Annotated in this window: 20 protein-coding genes and 1 pseudogene; 11 read left to right on the top strand and 10 right to left on the bottom strand. The window is 71.3% G+C overall.

The window, feature by feature from the left end; translation table 11 throughout:
* The first annotated feature begins 35 nt into the window (after window positions 1-35).
* Window positions 36-869, top strand: coding sequence for a dihydropteroate synthase (folP, locus tag ACFWY5_RS24270; RefSeq protein ID WP_379634513.1), 834 nt, complete (start codon window positions 36-38; stop codon window positions 867-869).
* A gap of 84 nt (window positions 870-953) precedes the next feature.
* Complete coding sequence (locus tag ACFWY5_RS24265; protein WP_379616381.1) at window positions 954-3,809, top strand: BTAD domain-containing putative transcriptional regulator; 2,856 nt, start codon at window positions 954-956, stop codon at window positions 3,807-3,809.
* 4 nt (window positions 3,810-3,813) lie between these two features.
* Here ACFWY5_RS24265 and ACFWY5_RS24260 read toward each other — a convergent pair whose 3' ends face one another.
* The 3 genes from ACFWY5_RS24260 to ACFWY5_RS24250 all read right to left on the bottom strand — a co-directional run bounded on the left by ACFWY5_RS24260 (window position 3,814) and on the right by ACFWY5_RS24250 (window position 6,107).
* Window positions 3,814-3,987, bottom strand: coding sequence for a hypothetical protein (locus tag ACFWY5_RS24260; protein ID WP_379634510.1), 174 nt, complete (start codon window positions 3,985-3,987; stop codon window positions 3,814-3,816).
* Window positions 3,988-4,054: 67 nt separating this feature from the next.
* The gene (locus ACFWY5_RS24255; protein ID WP_379634508.1) at window positions 4,055-5,440 is read right to left on the bottom strand and encodes a sensor histidine kinase; all 1,386 of its coding nucleotides are present in this window, start codon (window positions 5,438-5,440) and stop codon (window positions 4,055-4,057) included.
* The gene (locus ACFWY5_RS24250) at window positions 5,433-6,107 is read right to left on the bottom strand and encodes a response regulator transcription factor (RefSeq protein WP_379634506.1); all 675 of its coding nucleotides are present in this window, start codon (window positions 6,105-6,107) and stop codon (window positions 5,433-5,435) included. The genes ACFWY5_RS24255 and ACFWY5_RS24250 overlap by 8 nt, the downstream gene beginning before the upstream one ends.
* A 642-nt stretch (window positions 6,108-6,749) precedes the next feature.
* Here ACFWY5_RS24250 and ACFWY5_RS24245 point away from each other — a divergent pair.
* Genes ACFWY5_RS24245 through ACFWY5_RS24235 form a run of 3 tightly spaced genes read left to right on the top strand, consistent with a single transcriptional unit; the run spans window position 6,750 to window position 9,734 of the window.
* Complete coding sequence (locus tag ACFWY5_RS24245; RefSeq protein WP_379634504.1) at window positions 6,750-7,844, top strand: outer membrane lipoprotein carrier protein LolA; 1,095 nt, start codon at window positions 6,750-6,752, stop codon at window positions 7,842-7,844.
* Window positions 7,841-8,788, top strand: a complete 948-nt coding sequence (locus ACFWY5_RS24240; RefSeq protein WP_379634502.1) for an ABC transporter ATP-binding protein — start codon at window positions 7,841-7,843, stop codon at window positions 8,786-8,788. The genes ACFWY5_RS24245 and ACFWY5_RS24240 overlap by 4 nt, the downstream gene beginning before the upstream one ends.
* Window positions 8,775-9,734 carry an ABC transporter permease gene (locus ACFWY5_RS24235; RefSeq protein WP_379634500.1) on the top strand — a complete coding sequence of 320 codons (960 nt, stop codon included), beginning with the start codon at window positions 8,775-8,777 and terminating at the stop codon, window positions 9,732-9,734. Before ACFWY5_RS24240 ends, ACFWY5_RS24235 begins: the two co-directional genes overlap by 14 nt.
* Window positions 9,735-10,207: 473 nt before the next feature.
* On the opposite strand, the gene ACFWY5_RS24230 is transcribed toward ACFWY5_RS24235, so the two are convergent.
* Together ACFWY5_RS24230 and ACFWY5_RS24225 are read right to left on the bottom strand one after the other, a co-directional pair.
* Complete coding sequence (locus tag ACFWY5_RS24230) at window positions 10,208-10,927, bottom strand: YcnI family protein (protein WP_379616367.1); 720 nt, start codon at window positions 10,925-10,927, stop codon at window positions 10,208-10,210.
* 54 nt (window positions 10,928-10,981) lie between these two features.
* Window positions 10,982-11,521 carry an MFS transporter gene (locus ACFWY5_RS24225; protein ID WP_379634498.1) on the bottom strand — a complete coding sequence of 180 codons (540 nt, stop codon included), beginning with the start codon at window positions 11,519-11,521 and terminating at the stop codon, window positions 10,982-10,984.
* A 121-nt stretch (window positions 11,522-11,642) separates the two neighbouring features.
* Here ACFWY5_RS24225 and ACFWY5_RS24220 point away from each other — a divergent pair, with 121 nt between their 5' ends.
* On the top strand, window positions 11,643-12,116 hold the full coding sequence (locus tag ACFWY5_RS24220) for a hypothetical protein (RefSeq protein WP_379616363.1): 474 nt from the start codon (window positions 11,643-11,645) through the stop codon (window positions 12,114-12,116).
* 50 nt (window positions 12,117-12,166) lie between these two features.
* Here the strand turns inward: ACFWY5_RS24220 and ACFWY5_RS24215 are convergent.
* The 3 genes and pseudogenes from ACFWY5_RS24215 to ACFWY5_RS24205 form a co-directional block, all read right to left on the bottom strand.
* A pseudogene (locus ACFWY5_RS24215) lies at window positions 12,167-12,847 on the bottom strand (ATP-binding cassette domain-containing protein); the annotation flags it as partial.
* A gap of 2 nt (window positions 12,848-12,849) precedes the next feature.
* Entirely contained in the window at window positions 12,850-13,638 is a 789-nt protein-coding gene (locus ACFWY5_RS24210) for an ABC transporter permease (RefSeq protein ID WP_379634496.1), read from the bottom strand.
* Entirely contained in the window at window positions 13,631-14,416 is a 786-nt protein-coding gene (locus tag ACFWY5_RS24205; protein ID WP_379634494.1) for an ABC transporter permease, read from the bottom strand. Before ACFWY5_RS24205 ends, ACFWY5_RS24210 begins: the two co-directional genes overlap by 8 nt.
* A gap of 204 nt (window positions 14,417-14,620) precedes the next feature.
* Between ACFWY5_RS24205 and ACFWY5_RS24200 the strand changes: the two genes are divergently transcribed.
* The 5 genes from ACFWY5_RS24200 (at window position 14,621) to ACFWY5_RS24180 (ending at window position 22,018) form a co-directional block, all read left to right on the top strand.
* Window positions 14,621-15,589: an alpha/beta hydrolase gene (locus ACFWY5_RS24200; protein WP_379634492.1), complete on the top strand. Its 969-nt coding sequence runs from the start codon at window positions 14,621-14,623 to the stop codon at window positions 15,587-15,589.
* Between the two features lie 73 nt (window positions 15,590-15,662).
* Complete coding sequence (locus tag ACFWY5_RS24195) at window positions 15,663-16,478, top strand: siderophore-interacting protein (protein ID WP_379634490.1); 816 nt, start codon at window positions 15,663-15,665, stop codon at window positions 16,476-16,478.
* Window positions 16,479-16,666: 188 nt separating this feature from the next.
* Window positions 16,667-18,133 (top strand): protein kinase, encoded by a 1,467-nt coding sequence (locus ACFWY5_RS24190; RefSeq protein ID WP_379634488.1) that lies wholly within the window; start codon window positions 16,667-16,669, stop codon window positions 18,131-18,133.
* Between the two features lie 312 nt (window positions 18,134-18,445).
* Window positions 18,446-20,209 (top strand): ABC transporter ATP-binding protein, encoded by a 1,764-nt coding sequence (locus tag ACFWY5_RS24185; RefSeq protein ID WP_379634486.1) that lies wholly within the window; start codon window positions 18,446-18,448, stop codon window positions 20,207-20,209.
* A complete protein-coding gene (locus ACFWY5_RS24180; protein WP_379634483.1) occupies window positions 20,210-22,018 on the top strand; it encodes an ABC transporter ATP-binding protein in 1,809 nt (602 codons plus the stop codon).
* Window positions 22,019-22,132: 114 nt separating this feature from the next.
* Here the strand turns inward: ACFWY5_RS24180 and ACFWY5_RS24175 are convergent, their stop codons facing one another.
* Window positions 22,133-22,810, bottom strand: a complete 678-nt coding sequence (locus ACFWY5_RS24175; RefSeq protein ID WP_379634481.1) for a DUF998 domain-containing protein — start codon at window positions 22,808-22,810, stop codon at window positions 22,133-22,135.
* 120 nt (window positions 22,811-22,930) lie between these two features.
* Complete coding sequence (locus ACFWY5_RS24170) at window positions 22,931-24,331, bottom strand: S41 family peptidase (protein WP_379634479.1); 1,401 nt, start codon at window positions 24,329-24,331, stop codon at window positions 22,931-22,933.
* Window positions 24,332-24,374 lie beyond the last annotated feature (43 nt).

Below are 24,374 nucleotides of genomic sequence, written 5' to 3'. Positions count from 1 at the left end.
CCCGGTCGCCACCTCGGCGGACGGCGGAACCTCTGATGACCGGGACGCTGCGCCTGGGAGAGCGCACCTTCGCCCCCGGGCAGTTCGCCATCATGGCGGTGGTCAACCGCACGCCAGACTCCTTCTACGACAAAGGCCGCACGTACGGCTTCGCCGCCGCGCTCGACGCCGTGGACCAGGCCGTGGCCGGAGGAGCCGACATCGTCGACATCGGCGGCGTCAAGGCGGGCCCCGGCGACGACGTCGACGCCGCCGAGGAGATCCGCCGCGTGGCCGACCTGGTCGAGGCGGTGCGCGAACGCCACCCCGGCCTCCTGATCAGCGTCGACACCTGGCGCGCCGAGGTGGGCGAGGTGGTCGCCCGCGCCGGAGCCCATCTGCTCAACGACACCTGGGGCGGCGTCGACCCCGGCCTCGCGGAGGTGGCCGCCCGCCACGGCACCGGCCTGGTGTGCGCGCACGCAGGTCGCGTGGAGCCGCGCACCCGCCCGCACCGCATCGCCTACGCCGACGTGGTGGACGACGTCATCGGCTACACCGTCGACCTGGCCGAGCGCGCCGTGGCCGCGGGCGTGGCCCGCGACGCGATCCTCATCGATCCGGCCCACGACTTCGGCAAGAACACCTTCCACTCGCTGGAGGTCAGCAGACGCCTGGACGAAATGGTGGCCACGCGATGGCCCGTCCTCGTGGCGGTGTCCAACAAGGACTTCGTCGGCGAGACGCTCGGCGGGCTGCCGGTGGATCGGCGGCACGCGGGGACCATCGCGACACTCGCCGTTTCCGCGCTCCAGGGAGCCCGGGTCTTCCGGGTTCACGACGCCGCATCCGCCCGATCCGCACTCGCCGAGATAGCTCGGCTCGCGTAGTATCCCCGTGCCTAGCTGGGTTGCGATCAGAGTGCAGATCTTGTGCAACACCCGCTTGGAAGCATCACCGGCGGAGGAGAGCGGATGCGATTCAAGATTCTCGGACCGCTGCTGGTCGAACACGAGGGACAGGAGCTCCATCTCGGGGGCAGCCTCCAGCGGGTCGTCATGGCCATGTTGCTGCTCGAAGCGAACCGGGTCGTCCCGCTGGAGCGGATGATCGAGGCGGCCTGGGGGGAGAACCCGCCGGGCACCGCGCGCAACCAGGTGCAGATCCGGATCTCGCAGCTACGCCGCGTGCTTCACGACACGGCGCAGCCGTACCACACGCTGATCACGCGCTCGCCCGGCTACGTCGTGAAGGTGGAGCCGGCGCGGCTGGATCTGGCCGAGTTCGACGATCTGATCACGCGGGCGCGCGGCGAGGAGCCCGAGCGGGCCGCGCGCACGCTGCGCGCGGCGCTGGCGCTGTGGCGCGGGCCGGCGCTGTCCGACGTGGACAGCGACCTGATCCGGCCGATGGTCCATGATCTTGAGGAACGCCGGCTGCTGGCCAACGAGCAGTGCGTCGAGCTGGAACTGGGGCTCGGGCGCCACCTGGAGCTGGTCGGCGAGCTGCGGCGGCTGGTCGAGGCCCACCCGCTGCGCGAGCGGCCGCACAACCACCTGATGCTGGCCCTGTACCGCTCGGGACGGCAGGCCGAGGCGCTGGACGCCTTCCGCGCCTACCGCGAGATGCTCCTCGACACGCTCGGGCTGGAGCCCAGCGACGAGCTGCGCCGCCTGGAGCTGGCCATCCTCAACCAGGAGGACGAGCTCGACCGGCCCGCGCCGCCCGTCAGGCTCACGCCGGTGCCGCGCCAGCTCCCGCCGATGATCTCCACGCTCGCCGGCCGCTCCGCCGAGCTGGCCAGGCTCACCGGCATGCTGGCCACTTCGGGCGCGGACGGGCCGCTGCCCATGGCCGCCGTCGTGGGCCGCGCCGGCGTAGGCAAGACCGAACTGGCCGTGCACGCCGCCCACGAGCTGTCCTCGCACTACCCCGACGGCCAGCTCTACGTGGACCTGCGCGACGGGCAGACCGAGGCCACCGACGTGCTCAGCATGTTCCTGCGCGCGCTCGGCGTCAGCGCCATCCCGCGCTCGGCCGAGGAACGCGGCGCCCTGTTCCGCTCCACGGTCGCCGGACGCAGGCTGCTCGTCCTGCTCGACAACGCCGGATCCTTCGAGCAGATCTGGCCGCTGCTGCCCGGCGGCGGGCCCTGCGGCGTGCTGGTGACCGGCCGCGAGCGCCCCATCGGGATGGCCGAGCACTGGGTGATCAGGCTGGAGGTCCTGGACGACGCCGGTTCCGTCCGGCTGCTCATGGGCGACGTCGGCGAACGGCGCGCCGCCGCGGAACCCGACGCGCTCAGGAGGCTCGCCGCCCAGTGCGGCGGCCTGCCCCTGGCGCTGCGCATCGCCGGCGCCCGGCTGGCCGTGCGCCCCCAGTGGACGATCGAGACCCTGGTCGGCCTGCTCAGCGACTCACGTACCATGCTCGACGTGCTCAGCCACGGCGACCTGGAGGTCCGGGCCAGCCTGGAGGTGTCCTACCGGGGCCTGTCCGCGCGGGCGCGTACCCTCTTCCGGCGGATCGGACTGCTCGACAGCCCGCAGACGACCGCCTGGATGGCCGGCGCGCTGCTCGACGGCGACGCCGAGCAGGCACTCGACGAGCTCGTCGGCGCGTCCCTGCTGACCGTCCGAGGCGGCCACTACGCCATCCACGATCTCGTACGCGCCTTCGCCGGCGAGCGCGCGCAGACCGAGGAACGCCGCGAGCAGCGGCTGGCCACCCTGGAGCGTGCCTGCTCCGCCTTCGTCCGCCTCAGCGAGCGCGCCCACGAGCGCTACTACGGCGGCCACTTCACGCTCCTGCGCGGCAAGGCGGGATCCGGTCCCTTCGCGCCCACGCTGGCCGACGCGCTCATCGGCGACGACCCGCTGACCTGGCTCGACGGCGAGCGCGCCACGCTGCTCGCGCTCGTGCGCCAGGCCGCCGCGCACGGCCTGGACGAGCTGTGCTGGAGCATCGCGATGACCGCGATCACCCTGTTCGAGACCCACGGCTACTTCGACGAGTGGCGCGCGGTCAGCGAACTCGCGCTCAAGGCCTGCCGCGAGGCGGGCAACATCCGCGGCGAGGGCGCGATGGTCTACTCGCTGAGCTCACTCGCCGTCTTCCAGCAGAGGTACGGCGAGGCCCACCCCATGCTGACCGAGGCGCTCGACCTGTTCGACGAGATCGGCGAGACCCACGGCCGCGCCCTGGCCCTGCGGAACATGGCGATGGTCGAGCGGATGCGCGGCGACATCGCCGCCGCCAGGGAGCGCTACGAACAGGCCCTGCCCCTGCTGCGCGCCGTCGGCGACCGGGCCGCCGAGGCCCACGCGCTGGTCAACCTGGCCGTCATCCACCTGGAACGGGGCACGCTCGACGAGGGCAGCCCCCTGCTGGAGCAGGCGCTGGAGATCTTCCGGGAGGAGGGCGTGCCACGCGGCGAGGCCCAGGCACTCAACTCCATCGGCCGCCTCGCGCTGCTGAAGGGCGAGGGCCGGCGGGCCCTGGAGGCGTTCGAGGCGGCGGCCGTGATCGTGCGCGACGTCCGCGACCGGATCGGCGAGGCCTACGTCATGCAGGGCATCGCCGAGGCCAGGATCGCGCTCGGCCAGCCCGACCAGGCCAAGGGGACGCTGGCGGCGGCGCTGGACCTCGCCGAGCGGCTGGGGGAGCGGCTCATCTCCGGCCGGATCCGGCTGAACCTCGGGCTGCTGATGATGGAGGGCGGCGAACGGGCCGCCGAGTCACACCTTCAGGAGGCGTACGCGTTGTTCGAGGAGATCGGCGCCGAACCATGGCGGGCGAAGGCCGCCGAGGCCCTCGCCCGCGCGCGCTGACCGGTCAGGTCTTGGGAGTGGGCGAGCCGATCGGGTTGGGCCAGTGCATGTCGTCGTCGTCGCACAGCGGCTTGCCCTCGCAGCCGGTGACCGGCTTGGCCGCCGCGGTGGAGGCGACCGCCACGGTGCCGCCCGCGAGAGCCGCGGCCAGGCCCAGGGCGATAAGGATGTTGCGCATGGTGTTTCCTTCACGTTCGTTGATCGCGGACGGCGCGCGTCCGTCCGGGGGAGCGTAGGGGAAGGCGCTATCGATCCGCTTTATGCGCTTTTGCAGGCTTCTCCGGGTTTTTGCGGGCGGCGGGGAGCTCCACCACCACGCGCAGGCCGGGCAGCGCGTCCTCCAGGTACACGCGGCCGTCGTGCGCGTGCACCGTCTCCCGCACGATGGCCAGTCCCAGCCCCGCACCGCCCTCGTCGCGGCCCCGGCCCGAGTCCAGCCGGGTGAAGCGGTCGAAGACGCGCTCGCGGTCCTCCGGCGGGATGCCGGGGCCGTCGTCGGTCACGGTCAGCACGCCGTCGGCCGTCAGCGCCACCTCCACCTTGGATGCGGCATGGCGGACGGCGTTGTCCAGCAGGTTCGTCAGCACCCTGGTCAGGTCGAGGGCGTCGCCGGTCACCAGGACCGGGTCGCAGGCCACCAGGTGGGCCTCGCCGTAGCGCTCGACGCAGCGCCGTACCACCTCGTCGAGGCCGACCGGCTCGCGGCGGGCCGGACGGCCGCCGCGCTCGTCGAGGCGGGCCAGCGCGAGCAGGTCCTCGGCCAGGCGCGACAGGCGCAACGTGTCCTCCAGCACGCCCTCGGCCGTCTCCTGCCAGTCGGCGCCCTCCGGATGGCCCAGCGCCACCTCCAGCTGCAGGCGGATGCTGGCCAGTGGGCTGCGCAGCTCGTGGGAGGCGTCGGAGACCAGCGAGCGCTGGCGCTTCTCCGCCTCCTCCAGGCGGGCCAGCATGTCGTTGAGCGTGAGCGCCAGCGCGTGCACCTCGTCGCGGGCCTGCGGCACCGGCAGGCGGCGCGAGCGGGCGGTGTGGGTGATGTCGGCGGCGCCCCTGCGCAGCGCGGCGATCGGCCGAAGCGTCCTGCCGATGATCAGCCAGCTCGCCGCGGCCAGCAGCACCACCAGCGCGGGCGTGCCCACGAACAGCACCTTCCCGGCCACACCCAGGCTCTGGACGATCTCGCCGATCGGGCGCGCCGCCAGCACCGTGCGGCCCCGGTCCGCGCTCACCGCCACGACGTGCAGAGGCCCGGGGATCGCGTACGGCCGGCCGTCCAGATAGAGCGCCTCGCCCTTGAGCGCACGCTGCCTGGCCGGAGCGTCCAGCAGCGGGACCAGCCGGTCGGCGCCGTAGGTGACGTTCGCGATCCGGCCGTCGCGCTCCAGAACCTGCACGATCGTCCCGTCATGGGTGACGATCGGGCTGGTCAGCGTCTCGTTGTCGGCCTTGACCCGCACCGTCTGCGCCTGCTGGCGCAACGAGTCCTCCACCGTGCCGAGCAGCGCCCGCTGCAGCACGCTGAGCAGCACCGACGCCGAGATCGCCAGCGCCAGCGCCAGCACCGCGGCGGCCACCATGGTCAGCCGGAACCGCAGCCCCTGCCGCCGCCACCAGGCCAGCGGCGAGTCAGCCACCGTCGCCGGCCAGGCGGTAGCCCGCGCCGCGCACGGTCTGCAGCGCGTTCCTGCCGAACGGGGCGTCGATCTTGCGGCGGAGATAGCCGACATAGACCTCGACGACGTTCGGGTCGGTGTCGAAGGTGTCCCAGACGTGCTCCAGGATCTCCGACTTCGACACGACCTCGTCCCGCCGCCGCAGCAGGTACTCCAGCAGCGCGAACTCCCGCGGCGTCAGCTCGACCTGCGACTCGCCACGCTCCACCCGCCGCCGGGCCGGGTCCAGCGACAGATCCCCGGCGGTCAGAACGGCCGGCCGCCGGCCCGCGTCCCGCCTGAGCAGCGCCCTGAGCCGCGCGACCAGCACCACGTAGGAGAACGGCTTGGTCAGATAGTCATCGGCCCCGAGATCGAGACCGTCGGCCATGTCGTACTCGCCGTCCTTGGCCGACAACATCAGGATCGGCACCCAGTTCTCCTCGGCGCGCAGGTGCTTGCAGACGTTGTAGCCGGACAGGCGGGGCAGCATGATGTCCAGGACGACCACGTCGTACTCGCCGTTGCGGGCCAGGTGCAGCCCTTCCTCGCCGTCGTGGGCCAGATCCACGGCGAACCCCTCCGCCTGCAGACCACGCTGCAGCGCCGCCGCCATACGCCGCTCATCCTCGACGACCAGAACCCTCATGCCCTGGAGTGTAGGCACCCCCGCCTGAGAACCCTCTCAGCCCACCCACCCCACGCACCCCCGGTCAAGCCGTCTCCGCACGCAGCCAGCCCCCTGAAGCGGTGCCCCGCGCCACGGACACCCCCAACGCTTGAAGAGCGCCGGTACGGAGGGACGGGGCACGGCGCAGCCCGGCGCAAGACGCGCGGCGCCCGGCCTGGGCACGCGGTGTCCGGGGCACGCGGTGCTTGGGGGCGCGGCGTCCGAGGGCGCGGCGTTCCGGGATGGTCGGCGAGCGCTTTGGGCGGTCTCGACGCTCCCGCGCACCCCGACGCTTATGGGCGCCGGTGCGGCGGGACGGGGTGCGGTGGAGGTCGGCGCAAGGTGTGCGGAGGCCGGCCTGGGCCGGGGTGGCTGGGTAAGGGGGCCGTTGTGGCGGGGAGTTGTCCGACGTGAGAAGCGATCCCCCCGACCTGCGCCGACACACGTCGGCGGGTGGCGTGGGCGGCGGCTTCGCCGTAACGGATAGGGCGGGAGACCGCAACAACGGGCCGGGGGGAGCTGAGAGGGCTCTCAGACGCTCTCAGGATCACCTAAGGACCGATGCACCACGGTGGGAACATCCGCATACCGTGAAGGAGTGAGATGCGCAGAGGAACGATCGTGAGGTGGGGGGTCCCGATCGCGGCCGCCGCCGTGATCGGGGCGGCGGTCGGCGCCGGTCCCGTGATCGCCGCCGTCAGCGGCGAGCCCGTCCTGCCCGAACGTACGGCCGAGCAGTTGCTGGCCGATGCCGCCGCGGCGGTCAAGAAGGCGGGTGGGCCGCCGCCGATGTCGGGCACGGTCCAGCAGACGGCTTCGCTCGGCCTGCCCGCGCTGCCCGCCCAGGGTGGTGCGGCCTCGCCGCTGGCGTTGTTGTCCGGTTCGCACGAGGTCAAGGTCTGGTACGGCGCGCAGGACCGGCTGAGGATCGCCCTGCCCGGCCAGATGAGTGAGACCAACCTGATCGTCAACGGCGACCAGACCTGGTACTGGGACAGCGGCACGAACACCGCGACCAAGGTGAAGCTGCCCGCCAAGTCCGAGCAGCGGAAGGAGCCGCTTGCGACGCCGAGCCCGACGGACCTGACGCCGCAGCAGGTCGCCGAGACGTTCCTGGACCGGGTCAACGAGGACACGGGCGTCTCGGTGACGAACACCGCCGAGGTCGCCGGCCGTTCCGTCTACCAGCTGGTGCTGACGCCCAAGGCGCAGAGCTCGCTGGTGAAGGAGGTGCGCCTGGCCCTGGACGGCGAGAACTACCAGCCGCTGCAGGTGCAGGTGTTCGCCAAGGGCTCGGCGGAACCGGCTTTCCAGGTCGGGTTCACGCAGGTGACGTTCAGCCCGCCGGCCGAGGAGAACTTCGCCTTCACCCCGCCCGCGGGCGCCAAGGTGGAGGAGAAGGATTTCGGCCAGCTGAGCGAGCCGCCGGCCGGCCACGACAAGGAGGCCGAGAAGGCCGCCGAGCAGCTCAAGGTGATCGGCAAGGGCTGGACGAGCGTGGCGGTGCTGCCGTTCAAGCAGGACGGGCAGGACGCGAACTCGCGCGAGGCCCAGACCGCGAAGCTCATCCTCGACCAGGCGACCCCGGTGAGCGGCGCATGGGGCTCCGGCAAGATGATCAAGACCAAGCTGGTCACCGCCCTGCTGACCGACGACGGCCGCCTGCTGGCCGGCGCGGTCACCCCTGACGAGCTCGTCAAGGTCGCAGGCCAGTGACATCCGAGGTCATGTTGGAAGCGGGGGCGCCCTCCGGGGCGGCCCCGCCCGCCGCCATCACCACCAGTGGCCTGACCAAGCGCTTTCGCGGCGGCCAGGTCGCGGTGGACGCGATCGACCTGGACGTGCCGCGCGGGTCCGTCTACGGCTTCCTCGGGCCGAACGGCTCGGGCAAGACGACCACGATCCGCATGCTGCTCGGGCTGATCGCGCCCACGGAGGGCACCTTCACGATGCCGCCCCTGACCACGGTGGGGGCGTTGGTGGAGGGGCCGGCCTTCTATCCGTACCTGTCGGGCGAGGCGAATCTGCTGCGCTTCGACGCCGCCGACCCGAGCGCGCCGCCCAGGACCGCCAGGACGCGGGCCGCGCAGGCCCTGGAGCGGGTCGGTCTCGCCGCGGCCGCGGGCAAGCGCTACCGGGCGTACTCGCTGGGCATGCGCCAGCGCCTGGCCATCGCCGCCGCGCTGCTGCGGCCCCGGCTGCTGCTGGTGCTCGACGAGCCCACGAACGGACTCGACCCGCAGGGCACCCGCGAGGTACGCGCCCTGGTCAAGGACGTCGCCGCCGAGGGCACGACCGTGTTCGTCTCCTCGCACCTGCTGGCCGAGGTCGAGCAGATGTGCACCCACGCCGGGATCATGAGCGCCGGGCGGCTCGTCGCCCAGGGCACCATCGCCTCGCTCAGCGGCGGGCGCGCCGCCCGGATCAGGATCGACACCCCCGACCTGGAAACGGCCGCACGGGTGCTGACCGCGCTCGACCTGCCCGACGTGCGCGTGGGCTCCGACGTGACCGCGGAACTCGGCGGGCAGGCGCCGGAGCGGATCAACGCGGAACTGGTCGTGGCGGGCGTGGCCGTACGCGGGCTGTCGGTGGTGCGCACGAGCCTGGAGGACGTGTTCGTGGGACTGACGGGGGAGGGGTTCGATGTCGACGGCTGACACCCAGACCGGCGCTCGCCGGACGCCGGGACTGGTGCCGGTGAGCGAGACACGGCGCAGCGCCGAACGCGCCGCCGCGCCGCCGGAGCCCGAGCCGTCCGTGCTGTCCGAGCCCGCGCCGTCCGGCGGGGTGGTGGCGTTCTGGCGGTTGCTGCGTTCTGAGCTCGGGCTGACGTTCCGGCGTCCGCGCAACCTCATCATGCTCGGCGTGCTCGCGCTGGTGCCGGTGATCATCGGCATCGTGCTGAAGAGCATCGGCACCGAGGACGCCGACGGCGGCATGGGCGCGCTGCTGGCGGCCACGGCGGGGAACAGCCTCATGCTGACGTTCGTGGCGTTGTCGGCGCTGGTGCCGTTGCTGATGCCGATCGCGGTCGCGGTCGTCGCCGGTGACTCGATCGCGGGCGAGGCCGGGGCCGGGACCCTGCGCTACCTGCTGGCCGCGCCGGCCGGGCGGGGACGGCTGCTGGCGGTCAAATACCTCAACGCGGTCATCTTCGCCGTCGCCGTGACCGCCGCCGTGGCGGTGTCGGCGCTGGTGGTGGGGGTGGCGTTGTTCCCTGTCGGGCCGGTGACGCTGCTGTCGGGGACGACCGTGAGCTTCGCGGACGGGTTGCTGCGCATCCTCGTCACCGTCGGGTACGTGAGCGCGGGGATGGCGGCGCTGGCCGCCGTCGCGCTGGCGCTGTCGACGCTGACGGAGGTGTCGATCGGGGCCATCGCGGCCACGCTGGTGCTGATCATCGTCACGCAGGTGCTGCGGGCGTTTCCGCAGCTGGACTGGCTGGCGCCGTACCTGCTGCCGACGCATTGGTCGGGGTTCGACGGGGCGTTGCGCGATCCCATCGGCGACATGTCGGGCGGGCTGCTGGCCTTCACCGCGTACATCGCCCTGTTCCTCTCCATCGCCTGGGCGAGGTTTTCTGGCAAGGATATATCTTCATAGCTTTTTTCCTTTACGGCGGGCCAGGTGGGCGCCACCCGCCGACGTGGGCTCGCGCAGGTCGGGGGGATCGCTTCTCACGTCGGACGTGGCACCCACCGTCACGGCCCTTCGCTGACCGGGGACCGTGGCGTGGCCATCCGCCGTAACCACGCGTGCGGGTCCGCACGGGGTGGGGCCGGGCTGGGCGCCGTTCGTGTTGCGCCGGGCTCGACCGTGACGCGTCTCGCCGTTGCGGCGCTGACAAGCGTGGGTGTGGGTGTGGGTGCGGCGGCGGTGCCCCGACTTCGGCGGGCGTTCCGGGGGTGCGCTACCGGGAGGTGTTCAGGCAGGGGGTCTTTGGGGTGTTGGGGTCCCAACGCTTGGGGGTTCGGTCCTGGGCCCGGGCCTTGGGGGTCGGGCCCAGGGGTGGTGGGCTCTGGAGGGTGGGTTCCGGGGGTCTGGTTTTCCGGGTTTTCCGGGTTTTCCGGGGTGGGTTAGGAGGGGCGGCGGCGGAGGGCCAGGGCGGCTACTACCAGGCCGATGACGCCTACTGCCAGGCCGGCGCCGCCCAGCAGGCGGGCGGTGTTGTCGGAGGCAGAGGACGAGGCCGCTACCGGGGTCAGTGACGGCTTGGCGGCCGGGGCGGTGGTGGCCGGGGCTGAGGGGGTGCCGTGGGCGTCGGCTGTCGCGGGGGTCAGCTTCAGGACGGGGGCCGGGTGCTCTGCCTCGGTGCCGTCGGACTTGGGGGCGTCGGACCACTTGACCACCTCACCGCCCGAGTAGGTCTGGGTGGTGGGGAAGATCAGCTGGTCGACGTCCTTCGGGAGCTGGCCCATCGAGACCTCGAACTCCTGGAACTCGCCCGGGTTGATCTTGCCGCCTGACCACTCGACCTTGGTGACGGCCTCTTCCAGGTCGCCGAACTCCGTCTTCACCGGCTGGGGCAGCTTGCTCTCCGTGACCTTGACGGTCCAGCCGGGCACGGGCTTGACGCTGACGAAGGCGAGCGGGTGGTCGGTCGGGAAGGCGACCTCGATCTTGGTGGTGCCGGCGTCGTCGCGCTCGTTCGGTACGCGGAAGGCGACCTTGGTGAACCCGCCCTGCTCGGCGGTGCCCGGGTTGATGGTGACGTGGGCCAGGGCCGGGGCGGCCAGGCCGAGGGTGAGGGCTGAGGCGGCGGCGAGCACGGTCGCGGCACGTCGGAGGAAGGACATGCGGAAGTCTCCACTTCGCTGTCAGGGAAAGGGGATGAAAGGGGTGTCAGATGGTCAGGCGGGAAGTGGAGGACCGCGCCTGCTGACGGTGAGCGTGACGGCCGGGCAGACCGGTACGCGGCGGGAGGTGAAGAAGGCGGCCTGCCGTACCCGGGCAGGAACGACGCACACGAGCAGCAGCACCAGGCGGCGGCCCAGGCGGCGCAGGAGCGACCACAGCGCGCCCTCGCCGCGCGCCAGCCACCAGCCCGTGAGCAGGGTGGCGATGAGGTGCGTGAGGAGCATGCCGGTGTTCTGGCCGAGGCCGTGCTCGGGGTCGGTCAGCGGGGAGAGGACCGCGGGGCCGGACGCGTAGCCGAAGGCGGTGTGCAGGGCGAGCTGGGTGGCGATCAGGACGGTGTTGATGGTGGCCGGGGTGCGTTCGCGGCCGGACAGGACCGTGCCCAGCGCCATGACCGCCGCGAGGCTCAGGCAGAAGAAACCCGGGGTGGGGGCGGCGCCGCCGGCCATGGTGTGGGCGAGCGCAGCGAGTCCCACGCCGACCGCGGCGAAGGCGGCCGAGCGGGTGAGCCGGAGCGGGAGTTGGGCGCGCATGGGTTGCCTCATGCTCTCACGGGGCAGTGGTTGTGGTAGTCCCAAGGTGACCAATGCCTGGCTGATTTGTGGCTTTTGTCGCTAGGGTCTGTGCCGATCGCGTTGACATGAGGTGATGACGTTGCGGCACTTTGCTGGCTTACTTCTCGGCCTGGTGGTGACAGCCGCCGTGCTCGTAGGCGGAGGATGGGCAGTCCAGCAGGCGTTCGTCGCCGGCATGGGCACGCCGGTGAGCGGGCAGCGGTTGTGGATCGCGCTCGGGGCCATGGCGGCCGTCGGGCTGGTGGTCGGGCTGGTGGTGGCGGGGCGGGTCTCGCCCCTGGCCACGTTCGTCCCGTCCCTGGTGCTTCTGGCGTGGACGGTGGTCTACGCCCTCGACGCGGTACGCGCGCTGTCGCTCATCCCCGACCAGCCCACCATGCACTGGCTGCTCACCGAGGCGGGCGCGGGCAACAAGGCGATGCTGACCTCGGGCTTCTACGCCCTGCTCGGCGTCGCGATGTTCATCCCCGTGCTGATCCCCTCCCGCTGGGCCCGCCGCTACGACGACATGGACGAGGAGTACGAGCAGACGCAGGAGAGCTCCTACTACTGAGCGCCCGCGGTGTAGAGGCGGGTGACGACCTCCTCCAGGGAGTTCTCGCCCGCCATCAGCTCGTCCAGCGTGCCGTCGAACTGCATCCTGCCGTGGTCGATCACCATGACCCGCTTGCACAGCCGTTCGATGTCGCCGAGGTCGTGGGTGGTGAGCAGCACGGTGGTGCCCCGCTCGGCGTTCACGCGCTGGAGGAAGGCGCGGATGCTGTTCTTGCTGACGACGTCCAGGCCGATGGTGGGCTCGTCGAGCACCAGCACCTCGGGCGCGTGCAGGAGCGCGGCGGTCAGGTCGCCGCGCATGCGCTGGCCCAGGCTGAGCTGGCGCACCGGAGTCTTCATGAACCCGCTCAGGTCGAGCGTCTCGACGAGCTCGTCCAGCCGGACCCGGAAGTCCTTGCGATCTACTTTGTAAAGGAGCCGGATCAGTTCAAAACTGTCCTTGAGCGGCAGATCCCACCACAGCGTCGTGCGCTGGCCGAAGACCACGCCGATGCGCCGGGCCACGGCCGTGCGCCTGCGCGAGGGGTCGAGCCCGGCCACGCGTACCGTGCCCGAGGTGGGGGTGAGGATGCCGCAGAGCATCTTGATGGTGGTGGACTTGCCCGCGCCGTTGGGGCCGAGGTAGCCGACGAACTCACCCGGCGCCACGGTGAAGGACAGATCGTGTACGGCATGCACGACGTTCCTCTTCACCTTGAAGGAACGCCCGGCCCGGTCCAGCTCGATCATGGTCAACTCCCGGTGGATCGGTAGCTTCGGATGCCCTGGCGCCAGGCCAGCCCGGCCAGCAGGGCGAGGACGAGGGCCGCGACGGGTCCCAGGAAGCGCATGAACTCCGGCGTGCCGAAGGGATCGGGCAGGCCGAGGACGTACAGGCCGGGCTGCCAGTTGACGAAGGCCAGCGGCAGTACGTACGTCACCCCGCGCACCAGTTCCCTGCCGTAGATCGCGAACGGGTACTGGGTGAGCTGCCCGCTGCCGTAGGTGAACGCGCTGGACACCTCCGGCGCGTCGGTCAGCACGAACTGCAGTGCCCCGGCCAGGGTCCAGAGCGCGGAGAAGATGACGAACCCGCACCCGATCATGATCGGCACCATCCACAGCCGCGACCAGGGCAGGTCGAGCGCGGTCACGGCGTAGCCGAGCACGAGCAGCGCCTGGAGCACCCGGCCGATCCGGGTGATCAGGAAGCGGTCGGTGGCCGTCTGGATCCAGGTGCTGACCGGGCGGATCAGCATGGTGTCGAACGTGCCGGCCTTCACGTGCATGCTGATCCGGTCGAGGTTGCTGACCAGCATGTCGCAGAGCGCGAAGGCCACGTTGGAGGTGCCGTACAGGAAGAGAACCTGGTCGCGGGTGAAGCCGGCCAGCGTGGTGGTGTTGGAGAAGATCACCAGGATGGCGGCCACGTCGAGCCCGGCGACCAGGAAGCCGAGCGCCGTCATGATCGTGAAGGAGACCGGGTACGCGGCCGCGGCGCGCGTCCAGGTCCAGGCCAGCAGCACGTAGGTTCTAACCACCCTGGATCACCACCCGGTGGCGGATCAGGCGGGTGCCGAGCGCGCCCAGCCCGAGCATCACCGCGACCCAGAGCACCTGGACGCCGAGCGCCTGCCAGACGTCGGTCTTGCCCAGGTAGACGTCCATGGGAATCTGGACCATGGCCGCCCACGGCAGCGCCGCGGCCAGGTCGCCGAGGAAGCCGGGGAAGATGCCCAGCGGCAGCATCATGCCGCTGAAGAACGTGGTCAGCACCAGGGAGACGGCCAGGGTGCCGCGGTCGTCGAGCAGCCAGCACACCGACAGCGCCACCAGGTAGCGCCAGCCGAAGCTGACCACCACGCCGAGCGTGAAGCTGACCAGGAAGGCGCCCGCGTTGTCCGGCGCGGTGATGCCGAACAACAGGGCGCCGAGGATCGTCGGCGGCAGGCCCCGCACGACGAACAGGTAGCCCGCCCGCCCCAGGTCCTCCGCCAGCGAGCACAGTTGCAGGGAGGCGGGCCGGACCAGGTCGAGGGCGATGTCGCCGCTGCGGATGCGTTCGGGGATGGTCAGGCCGCCGCCGAACAGCTGCATCGGGCCGATGAAGGCCTGCGTGATGAAGCAGAACGTGACGGCGTCGAGCACGTCGTAGCCGGCCAGACCGGGCCTGGCCTGCCACAGGGCGATGAGGACGTAGGCGCGCAGGATGCCGAAGACGCTGTTGGTGAAGGCGCCGGCCAGTGCTGCCGCTACATAGGTGGCGTGTTTGCGGAAGCCGTACCGGACGAGCCGGGCGTAGAGGAGAATGGTGTGCACCTCCGGAGAGTGAGGGCACGACAACGGCCCGTGCGCGGGGGTGCGCACGGGTATGCCGGGCAAGCCATGCATTATGCGCCGCCGGGCCTGTGGTGGCAACGGGTTTTTGAGCGGGCGCCCCGAAATATCCGCGTAAGCGAGTTGATACTTACTGGTGGGTAGAGCGATGTTCCAGAAGGGAAGGGGATATATCGGAGGCCTTGTATGCGCATCGACAGGGACGTCTATCCCGATTACCCCATGAGCTGGCAGGCCCGCACGCTCAACGGCCTGCTGCGCGGCACGCTGAAGCCCGCGTCCAGCCTGCTGCTGCGCCACCCGCTCGCGCTCGACGCCGCCGCCCGGCTGGGCACGCTGTCGCGCCTGCTGCCGATGGCCCCGCCGGGCCATGTCGGCATCGTCCCCGCCCGGTTCAGCGACTGCGGCGGCGAGTGGATCCGCGCCGGTGAGGGCCTGGACGAGCGCAAGGTGCTGCTCTACTTCCACGGCGGCGGCTACTTCTCCTGCTCGCCGCGTACCCACCGGCCTCTCACCTGGCGGCTGTCGGTCGTGGCGCGCCGCCCGGTGCTCGCCCTCGACTACCGGCAGGGGCCGGTGCACCGGCTGGCGGAGTCGCTGGCCGACGCCCTGGACGCGTACTCCTGCCTGCTGGCCCGCGGCCACGCGCCGTCCGACATCCTGCTGGCGGGGGACTCCGCCGGCGGCCACCTCTGCCTGGCCACCCTGCTGGCCCTGCGCGACCGCGGCCTGCCCCTGCCCGAGGCGGCCCTGTGCCTGTCGCCGTGGGCCGACCTGACCGACGTGCCGCGCCGCGCCAACCGCTGGCAGGACCCGATGCTGCCCGCCGGGCGGGTGCGCTGGCTGGCCCGGTACTGGACGGCCGGGCTCGACCCGCGCGATCCGCTCGTCTCCCCGGTGAACGGCGACTACACCGGCCTGCCCCCGCTGATGATCGTCACCGGCTCCACCGAAGTGCTGCGCGACGAGGCCCGCCGGGTCGCGGTCAGGGCCCGCCGGGCGGGCGTGCCGGTGCGCTACGAGGAGTGGCCCCGGATGCCGCACGTCTTCCCCATCCTGGCCGACGTGCTGCCGGAGGCCCGGCTGGCGTTCCGCCACATGGCGGCGTTCCTGGCCGACGTGCGGGGGCGGACTTTCCTCGAAGATGCCGCCTGACGGCCCATCGCTCCTGGCGCGGGGTGTAGGTTAGGTATACCTAACTAAGCTCCCGAGGGGGAATGGGGCCCGGATGTCGAAGAGCGAGCACAAGGCGACCGTGCTGCGGACCGAGCAGCTGACGCCGCACATGATCCGCGTGGTGGTGGGCGGGGAGAGCCTGCGCGGCTTCGCCACCTCCGGGCTGACCGACCACTACGTGAAGCTCGTCTTCCGCCATGAGGGCGTGGAGTATCCGGAGCCGTTCAGCGTGCAGACCTGTCGTGAGGAGATGCCCCGCGAGCACTGGCCGAGGCTGCGCACCTACACCGTGCGCGCCTGGGACCCCGACACGCTGGAGCTGACGATCGACTTCGTGCACCACGGCGACGAGGGACTGGCCGGTCCCTGGGCGGCCGGCGCCAAGCCCGGCGACACCCTCTACATGCTCGGCCCCGGCGGCGGCTACACCCCCGACCCGGCCGCCGCCTGGCACCTGCTCGTCGGCGACGAGAGCGCGCTGCCCGCGATCGCCGCCGCCCTGGAGGCGTTGCCGGAGGACGCCGTGGCGCACGTGTTCGTCGAGATCGACGGGCCGGTCGAGGAGCAGAAGATGGAGCGCCCGGTCACCTGGCTCTACCGCGGCGGGCGGCCGGTCGGGCAACTGCTGGTCGAGGCGGTGCGGGGGCTGGAGTTCCCCGAGGGCGACGTGCACGCGTTCGTCCACGGCGAGGCCGGTTTCGTCAAGGAGCTCCGGCGCCACCTGCGGGTCGAGCGCGGCGTACCCCTGGAGCGGTTGTCGATCTCCGGCTACTGGCGGCTCGGCGTCGACGACGAGGGCTGGCGGGCGGTCAAGCGAGACTGGAACCAGGCGGTCGAGGCCGAGGAGGCCAAGGAGCTGTCGTCGTAAAACGCCACTTCAGGCCGTCCAGTCACACCCCTTACTAACCGAAAGGTAACACCCGCCTTACGCGCGATACCCCTTGGGAAAACCATGCGGAAACCCTCCGCCCGATGGGGCCACAGTGTGCTTGCCAGGTCCCAGACAGGAGAGGCGAGATCCGGATGGCGCGTGGTGCGAGCGACATGCCTCCAGGCGTGCGACCGCTGACGGTGGGCGACCCGGTCATCATCGGCCGATACCTTCTCCTGGGCCGGCTTGGCACGGGCGGCATGGGCGTCGTCTACCTCGCCGAACACCCCCGCGGCGGGCTCGTCGCGCTCAAGACCCCGCACGCGACGCACCTGGGCGACCAGACGCTGCGGGCGCGGTTCGCCGAGGAGGTCGCGTTCTCGCGGCGGGTGGTGCCGTTCTGCACCGCCGCCGTCGTCGAGGACGGCACCGACCGCGACCGGCCCTACCTCGTCACCGAGTACATCCCGGGGCCCGCGCTCTCGCAGGTCGTCGTGGCCCGCGGGCCGCTCACCCCCGATCTGGCGTACGGCGTCGCCCTCGGCGTGGCCGCCGCGCTCGTCGCGGTGCACGACGCCGGTTTCGTCCACCGGGACCTGAAGCCGGGCAACGTGCTGCTGTCCACGAAGGGGCCGCGCGTCATCGACTTCGGCATCGCCCGCGACGTCGACACCCTCGCCGCCCACACGCAGGCCGGGCAGGTCATGGGCAGTCCCGGGTGGGTGGCGCCCGAACGGCTGACGGGGGGCGCGGCCGTACCGGCGTCGGACGTCTTCTCATGGGGTTGCCTGGTCGCCTTCGCCGCGACCGCCCACCACCCGTTCGGCCGCGGCGAGACCGACGTGCTCACCCGCCGCATCCTGCTGGAACCGCCCCGCCTGGACGCCGTCCCCGCCATGCTGCGGCCCGCGGTGGAGGCGGCCCTGGCCAAGGAGCCCGCCGACCGCCCCCGCGCCGCCGACCTGCTGCGCGCGCTGCTCGCCGCGGGCGGCGTCGGCGACCCCTGGGACCTGCGCGCCGCCGTGGGTGACGTCCTGGACGAGCTCTGGACGCCCGTGCCCTACCCTCCGGGAGCAGGCAGGGTACGGCTCGCGCCGCCCCCCACCGGCGAGACCCCCAAACGCCGCCGGGCCCGGGCCGGGGCCCACTTGTCCCACGCCAGCTTCGCGGCACTGGCCACGGTCTCGATCGCGGCGATCACCGTCGTGGCCGCGGGGAACCAGGGCAGCCTCGGCTTCTCCGGCAGTTCCGTCATTCCCGACCTCCCGATCGTGCAGCCGCACGGGTCGGCGGGCTCCACCGTGCGCCCCTCCACCGGCCCGGCCTCCGGAGTACCGGCCCCGATCACCACACCCCCGTCCAGCCCGGCCGTCACGCTGACCCGCACCCTCAGCCCCAGCGCCGTCCCGACCCCGTCGTCCCACCGCCACTCCTCGGGCAGCCCACCCCCGGGAACGTTCCTCCCTGAGCCGTCGGAGGACGACGACTGCGTGAACCCGGCGGGCCGCAAGCGGGGGAACGCGGCCAAGCGGGACTGCCCGGTGCCCTCGACCAGCATCACCACGATCCCCCAGGAGGGGCCGGGCGAGGAATCCCCCACCACCTCCCCGCCCCTGACTCCCACTCTCACCTCCACTCCGACCACCACCTGATCCCGCGCCCCTGCTCAGTTCTCCGTACAGGCGGCGCAGCCACAGGCCGCCCGGCGCTCGTGCACCGGTGTCTCGTCGGGGAGACCGGCCCGCTCCGGCAGGTGTTGCCCCGGCTCTGAGCAGCGGAGGCTGTCCCTGACCGGGCACATCGGCACCGGGCTGATCTCGAGCGCCCTGCGCCGCGGCCGGGAACAGTGGGCGTCGGCCGTTCCCGTGCGGGCCGAATCCCGATCCGGTGCCCGGATAACCGATTCCGAACTGTCGGTCGAATTTGATACAACAGTCGCCGGCGTGCTTGGCGAAGGGAACAGCGTGACAACACGGGCGGAGTTCACGGTCCCAGGGGCGCGCCATGATCGGCGGGGCCCGGCCCGCTGGATCTGGTCGCACCTGCGCCGCCAGCCGCTGTACCTGACCGGGTCCCTGGTCGGAGCGGTCGCGATGGTGGTGCTCAACGCGGCCATCCCCGGCCTGGTCGGTGACGCCTTCGACGCCGTCCTCGCCCGGCAGGACGTGCTCCCGATCGCCCTGGTGCTGCTGGGCGTCGTCGCGGTGCGCGGCCTGCTCGACTTCTGCGCCCGCCTGAGCAGCGAACTGCTCGCCAACCGGCTCAACCGCGACACCCGCGACGAGCTGTACGTGAGCCTGCTCGGCAAGAGTCAGACCTTCCACAACCGCCAGCGCGTCGGCGATCTGATGGCCCGCGCGGCCAACGACATCAGGCAACTGCGCATGCTGGTCGCGCCCGGCCTCGACATGATCGTCGACTCCGGTGCCCAGGCCGTCATCCCGCTGGTGTTCATCGCGTTCATCGACCCGCGGCTGCTGCTCGTGCCCGCGATCTTCATGGTCGCCTTCGGCTTCGCGCTGTGGCACTACATGCGGCAGCTCAACCCGGTCGCGACCGGGATGCGCGAGAGGTTCGGCACGCTGAACGCCGGGCTGAGCGAGGCCGTGCGCGGCATGGAGGTCATCAAGGTGACCGCGCAGGAAGGCGGCGAGCGGCTCAGGTTCCGGCGCAACGCCCGGACCTACCGCGACCTGTTCGTCCGCGAGGGCCTGGTCCGCGCCCGCTACCTGCCGACCCTGCTGCTCGCCGTGGCCATGGCGGGGGCCCTGTGGCACGGCGTCCACCTGCACTCCACAGGTGACCTCACCCTCGGCCAGCTGATCGCGTTCATGGGCCTGATGGGCCTGCTGCACTTCCCGACGAACGTGTCGACGTTCACGTTCTCACTGGTCCAGCTGGGCTTGGTGGGCGCGCGCCGCATCCTGGAGATCATGAACGCCGAGACGGAGCTCGACCAGCACGCCGACGGCCACACGGCTGCGATGCGCGGCGAGGTCGTGTTCGAGGACGTCTCGTTCGGTTACGCGGGCGCACAGGTCCTGAAAAACCTGTCCTTCACGGTACGGCCCGGCGAAACGGTGGCCATCGTCGGCGAAACCGGCTCGGGCAAGAGCACGCTGACCAAGCTCGTCTCCAGGACCTTCGACGTCGACTCCGGGAGGATCCAGGTCGACGGCGTCGACGTGCGCGACTGGAACCTCGACTCGCTGCGCTCGCAGATCTCCACCATCGAGCAGGACATCGTGCTGTTCTCCCGTCCGGTGGCCGAGAACATCGCCTTCGGCCTGGGCCAGCAGGCCAGCCGCGAGGCCATCGAGGCCGCGGCGGCCGACGCGCAGGCCGCGGAGTTCATCGCCGAGCTCGAGGACGGCTACGACACCGTGATCGGCGAGCGCGGCGTCACGCTGTCCGGCGGCCAGCGCCAGCGCCTGGCCATCGCCCGCGCCCTGCTCACCGACCCGGCCATCCTGATCCTCGACGACTCGACCAGCGCCATCGACTCCGGCACCGAGGACCTGATCCAGCAGGCGATCGAACGCATCCAGTCCGGCCGGACCACGCTGCTGATCACGCACCGGCTCGCCCAGATCCGCTGGGCCGACAAGGTCCTGCTGCTCCGGCGGGGCGAGGCGGTCGACTTCGGCACCCACCACGAGCTGCTCGGCCGAAGCCCGCTCTATCGCCGGATCTTCTCCCACTACGACGAGGTGGAGGTGCCCGTCTAGATGGGTTTCCTGATGGACGGCCTGGAGGCCGAAGACTACGACCGCGCCTACAGCGACCGCGACCTGCTCCGCCGTATCCTGCGCTACTTCTGGCCCAAACGATGGGCGATGCTCCTGGTCGCCCTGATGGTCGTGCTCGGCTCCGCGGCACAGGCGGCCGTACCTCTGATGATCAGTTCGGGCATCGACAGGATCGTCGCGGGCGGCAACATCTGGGCACTGGCCGGAGGCATCCTGCTCGCGGGCGCCCTCGGCTGGGCGTTCAGCTTCGTCCGGCAGTGGTTCAACGCCAAGGCCACCGGCGACGTGGTGCTCAACCTGCGCGAGGACGCCTTCGACGCGGTCCTGGAGCGGGACATGTCGTTCTACGACGAGAACCCGTCCGGGCGGATCGTCAGCCGGGTCACCTCCGACACCGACGACTTCGCCAACGTCGTCGGCCTCAGCATGGACCTGCTCAGCCAGGTGCTGGTCGTCGGCTTCGTCACCGCGCTGCTGTTCACGCGCAGCGCTCCGCTCGCCCTGCTGACGCTGGTCATCGCGCCGATCGTGATCCTGTGCGCGCTGCAGTTCCGGCGGATCGCGCGCACCACCACGCGCCGGGCCCAGCGCTCGATGAGCCGGGTCAACGCCAACCTCAACGAGACCATGGGCGGGATCGCCGTCGCCAAGAACTTCCGCCAGGAGCAGCGGGTCTACGACGAGTTCCGCCCGATCAACGAGCAGAGCTACGCGGTGAACCTGCGGCAGGGCTTCGTCTTCTCCAGCATCTTTCCGCTGCTGTTCCTCATCGCCGGACTGGCAGAGGTGGGGCTGGTCCTGGTCGGCGGCAGGTCGGTGGTGGACGGCGGGTTGTCGGCCGGTGACTGGTATCTGTTCCTGCAGGCCATCGCGTTCTTCTGGTTCCCGCTGACCTCGATCGCCGCCTTCTGGTCACAGTTCCAGCAGGGCCTGACGGCGGCCGAGCGGGTGTTCGCACTGATCGACGCGCCCCCGCGAGTGGTACAGACCGACGCGCAGCCGGTCGGCAGGCTGGCGGGGCGGATCGAGTTCAGTGACGTGAGCTTCGGCTACTCCGCCGAGGTCCCGGTCCTTCAGGACTTCAGCCTCACGATCGAGGCCGGGCAGACCGTGGCGCTGGTCGGCCACACGGGGGCGGGCAAGTCCACGCTGAGCAAGCTCATCACCCGCTTCTACGAGTTCCAGGACGGCACCCTCCTCATCGACGGCCGCGACATCAGGACGCTCGACCTCCCGGCCTACCGCCGGCAGATCGGGGCGGTGCCGCAACTGCCGTTCCTGTTCAGCGGTACGGTCGCCGACAACATCCGCTATCCGCGCCCAGAGGCCACGGACGAGGAGGTGCTGGAGGCGGCCATCGGTGTGGGAGGCGGCGACTGGATCGAGACGCTGCCCGACGGCCTGGCCAGCGACGTCGGCGAACACGGCAGATCCCTGTCCATGGGCCAGCGCCAGCTCGTGGCCCTGGCCAGGCTCCTCATCCAGAACCCCGCGATCGTCGTCCTGGACGAGGCGACGGCCAGCGTCGACCCGCTGACCGAGGCGCAGATCCAGGACGGGCTCGACACCGTGCTGGCCGGCCGGACCTCCATCGTGATCGCGCACCGGTTGTCGACGATCGAGCACGTGGACAGGATCATCGTGCTCGACCACGGCCGGATCGTGGAGCAGGGCGATCACTCCACACTGCTGGCCAAGGGCGGGCGCTACTGCGAGGTGTACAACACCTACTTCAGGCACCAGTCGCCCAACTACCGCCCCGGCACCGGCTTCGTCACCGTCAACTAGCCGGCCACCGCACTGACGACGACAAGGACCAGCTCGCGGTCATCCGAGCGCGGCCTGTGTCGTCCCGTGGTGCGCCTCTTTGGTGCGGCGGTGATGCAGGACGATCACCATGGGTTAGCGGGTTGGCGTCGGCTCGGGTGCGGCGCTGCGTGCGGCCTGGCGGAGCAGGTACAGCGCCGCCAGCCACGCCCAGCACCAGCCGAGCGGGATGACCAGGCGGGAGAACACCCAGTCGATCGAGGAGTGCGGCATGATCAGTGTGCCGGTCACCAGGACGCCGGGTGCGGCCACGGCGAAGCCGAGCATGGCCAGCGCCCAGGGCCGTCCTCCAGGTCTCTGGGCGAAGGTGCGGGCCAGCACGCAGCAGGCGGCGGTCGCCGCGAGGTACAGCGTGAAGACCGACACCGTGTGCAACTGTTCGTGCCAGCTCGCCGGAAAGGTGACGTCGGGAAGGGCGTCCTGTGGTGTTCCGGGCGGGTAGCCCTTCTGGGGATCGGTGACGAAGACACCGGTGCAGATCATGGCGACGCCGTACGCGGCGATGAGCCCGGGAGCCCAGCGGGAGGCGGGCAGCGTGCGGCGGACCCCGGCGGCGAAGGCGATCAGCAGCAGCCCGGTGACGACGAAGTTGCCGATCTGCAGCCATCCCCGGTCTCCGGTCATCAACTGGCTCGGGCCGTGCACGAGGATGTCGAAACCGCTACGGGTCAGCATGTCGGCGTGAAACAGGACGAGGAAGGCGGGTACTCCGAGACTGCCGCAGCGCAGGAGAGCGCGAGTGGAAAGGGCCATGCCACTGATTCGACCCGGAGCGGGGCATCGGCGGACAGCGCACTAAGAGCTGGAGCGGCCCTACTTTAGTACGGGATCAACGTGGTGCCGGCCGGCATCGGCCACGGGATCAGGTCGCTGTCAGGGCAGCAAGCTGAGCGCCTTGGTGAGGCCGGGGTCGCGGCCGTTGGAGAGGTCCCTTGCGGTGAGAGGGGCGTGGTGGTCCGGTGGGACGCCGATCGTGTTGATGATCTCCTTGTTCGGGCCGAGGCCGTACCGCATGGGCAGTTCCAGAACGCTGCCGTCGTCGAGGAGGAAGCCGCCGGCAGGACCGGAGACGATTCCCGCCGTGCGGGTGCCGACGAGCGTGCCCAGGCCGAGGTCCTTGACCGCGGCGCTGAAGGCGTCGCATGCCGACGCGCAGCCCCGGTCGGTCAGGACGACGAGCGGCAGGTTCAGCAAGGGGACCGTGTCGTCGGTGACCTTGGGCTGACAGGTGTTCCTCGCGTCGCACAGGTAGCCGATGGTCTTGCCGTGGGCGAAGGCGCTCACCAGTTTGACGGCTGTGCCGGGGAAGCCGCCGCCGTTCCCGCGCAGGTCGAGGACGACGCCGCGCAGCGGGCCTTCGTCGCGCATGCGTGCGATGTCGTCGAAGACCCTTTTCTCGCCGCCGGGGAGGAAGCCGGCCAGTTTGACGTAGGCGACGCCGTCCTTCAGCCGCTTGGAGAAGCCCAGCGGCGATCCCTCGTAGGCGGCGGGCTTGATCGTCACGGACCAGGTGCGGCCGGTGGCGGGCCGGTGCAGCGTCAGCCGTACCGGGGCCTTCGTGGCCGGATCGCCGATGAGGACGTTCACCGTCTGACGCGGCAGGATCCCGTCCGTCAGCGCCGGGGTTCCGTTGACGGTGCGGATGACGTCGCCGGGCCGCACGCCGAGCCGGGCGGCAGGACTCCCGGTTCGCACCATGGTGATGAACAGCGGTGGCGCGCCGGCCGGATCGTCCTCGGCTGGTGAGTGGCCGGCGATGCCCGTGCCGAACTCGATCATCCCACCCTTCTCCTTTACCGGAGCCGGGCCGGGTTCCTCGCGTACCCAGGCGGCGTGGTTGTCGTGGAGGGCGGAGACCATGGCCCTCATCGTGGCCGCCGCGAGGGCTTGGCGCAGGTCGGGGTCGCTGGGCAGCCTGTCGGCGATCCGCTGGTAGACGGTGCTGAAGGCCGTCCAGTCGGCGGTACGGTCGCCGGCCAGCGGGGGCAGCATGGCGTCCGGCTGGTCCTTGCCCCGGCGCTGGAGCTCCTGGGTGAGCCCGGCGAAGGCCGCGGTCAGCAGCACCTGATGGTTCAGGACGGGGCCGCCGGCGTACTTGGCGAGGATGCAGTGGTAGGCCTGGGCGAGCGTGCCGGTGGTGGTCGGGCTGAGCGGTGGTGACTCGCCCATGGGGGCGGGCGCGCACGGCGCCGCTACGGCCGGGGCCGGCGTTCCCGCGCAGCCAAGGGTGACCAGGGGCACGAGGGCCGCCGCGAGGAGTGAGCGTAGGTTCATGCGCCAAGGCTGGAAGGAGCCGCGCCGGTCGCGCATCTGACCA

The sequence above is a fragment of the Nonomuraea sp. NPDC059007 genome (assembly GCF_042740555.1).
GTDB lineage: Bacteria > Actinomycetota > Actinomycetes > Streptosporangiales > Streptosporangiaceae > Nonomuraea.
The sequence above is the reverse complement of the archived record's forward strand: the minus strand, read 5'-3'. Positions and strand labels throughout refer to the sequence as shown.

What these genes read in the sequence shown, in the direction of transcription:
- ACFWY5_RS24225 (WP_379634498.1), bottom strand. Translation starts at nt 11,521, where the DNA reads ATGCGCGCCCAACTCCCGCTCCGGCTCACCCGCTCGGCCGCCTTCGCC.
- ACFWY5_RS24260 (WP_379634510.1), bottom strand. Translation starts at nt 3,987, where the DNA reads ATGCGCAACATCCTTATCGCCCTGGGCCTGGCCGCGGCTCTCGCGGGC.
- folP (WP_379634513.1), top strand. Translation starts at nt 36, where the DNA reads ATGACCGGGACGCTGCGCCTGGGAGAGCGCACCTTCGCCCCCGGGCAG.
- ACFWY5_RS24200 (WP_379634492.1), top strand. Translation starts at nt 14,621, where the DNA reads ATGCGCATCGACAGGGACGTCTATCCCGATTACCCCATGAGCTGGCAG.
- ACFWY5_RS24230 (WP_379616367.1), bottom strand. Translation starts at nt 10,927, where the DNA reads ATGTCCTTCCTCCGACGTGCCGCGACCGTGCTCGCCGCCGCCTCAGCC.
- ACFWY5_RS24180 (WP_379634483.1), top strand. Translation starts at nt 20,210, where the DNA reads ATGGGTTTCCTGATGGACGGCCTGGAGGCCGAAGACTACGACCGCGCC.
- ACFWY5_RS24235 (WP_379634500.1), top strand. Translation starts at nt 8,775, where the DNA reads ATGTCGACGGCTGACACCCAGACCGGCGCTCGCCGGACGCCGGGACTG.
- ACFWY5_RS24250 (WP_379634506.1), bottom strand. Translation starts at nt 6,107, where the DNA reads ATGAGGGTTCTGGTCGTCGAGGATGAGCGGCGTATGGCGGCGGCGCTG.
- ACFWY5_RS24195 (WP_379634490.1), top strand. Translation starts at nt 15,663, where the DNA reads ATGTCGAAGAGCGAGCACAAGGCGACCGTGCTGCGGACCGAGCAGCTG.
- ACFWY5_RS24170 (WP_379634479.1), bottom strand. Translation starts at nt 24,331, where the DNA reads ATGAACCTACGCTCACTCCTCGCGGCGGCCCTCGTGCCCCTGGTCACC.
- ACFWY5_RS24265 (WP_379616381.1), top strand. Translation starts at nt 954, where the DNA reads ATGCGATTCAAGATTCTCGGACCGCTGCTGGTCGAACACGAGGGACAG.
- ACFWY5_RS24175 (WP_379634481.1), bottom strand. Translation starts at nt 22,810, where the DNA reads ATGGCCCTTTCCACTCGCGCTCTCCTGCGCTGCGGCAGTCTCGGAGTA.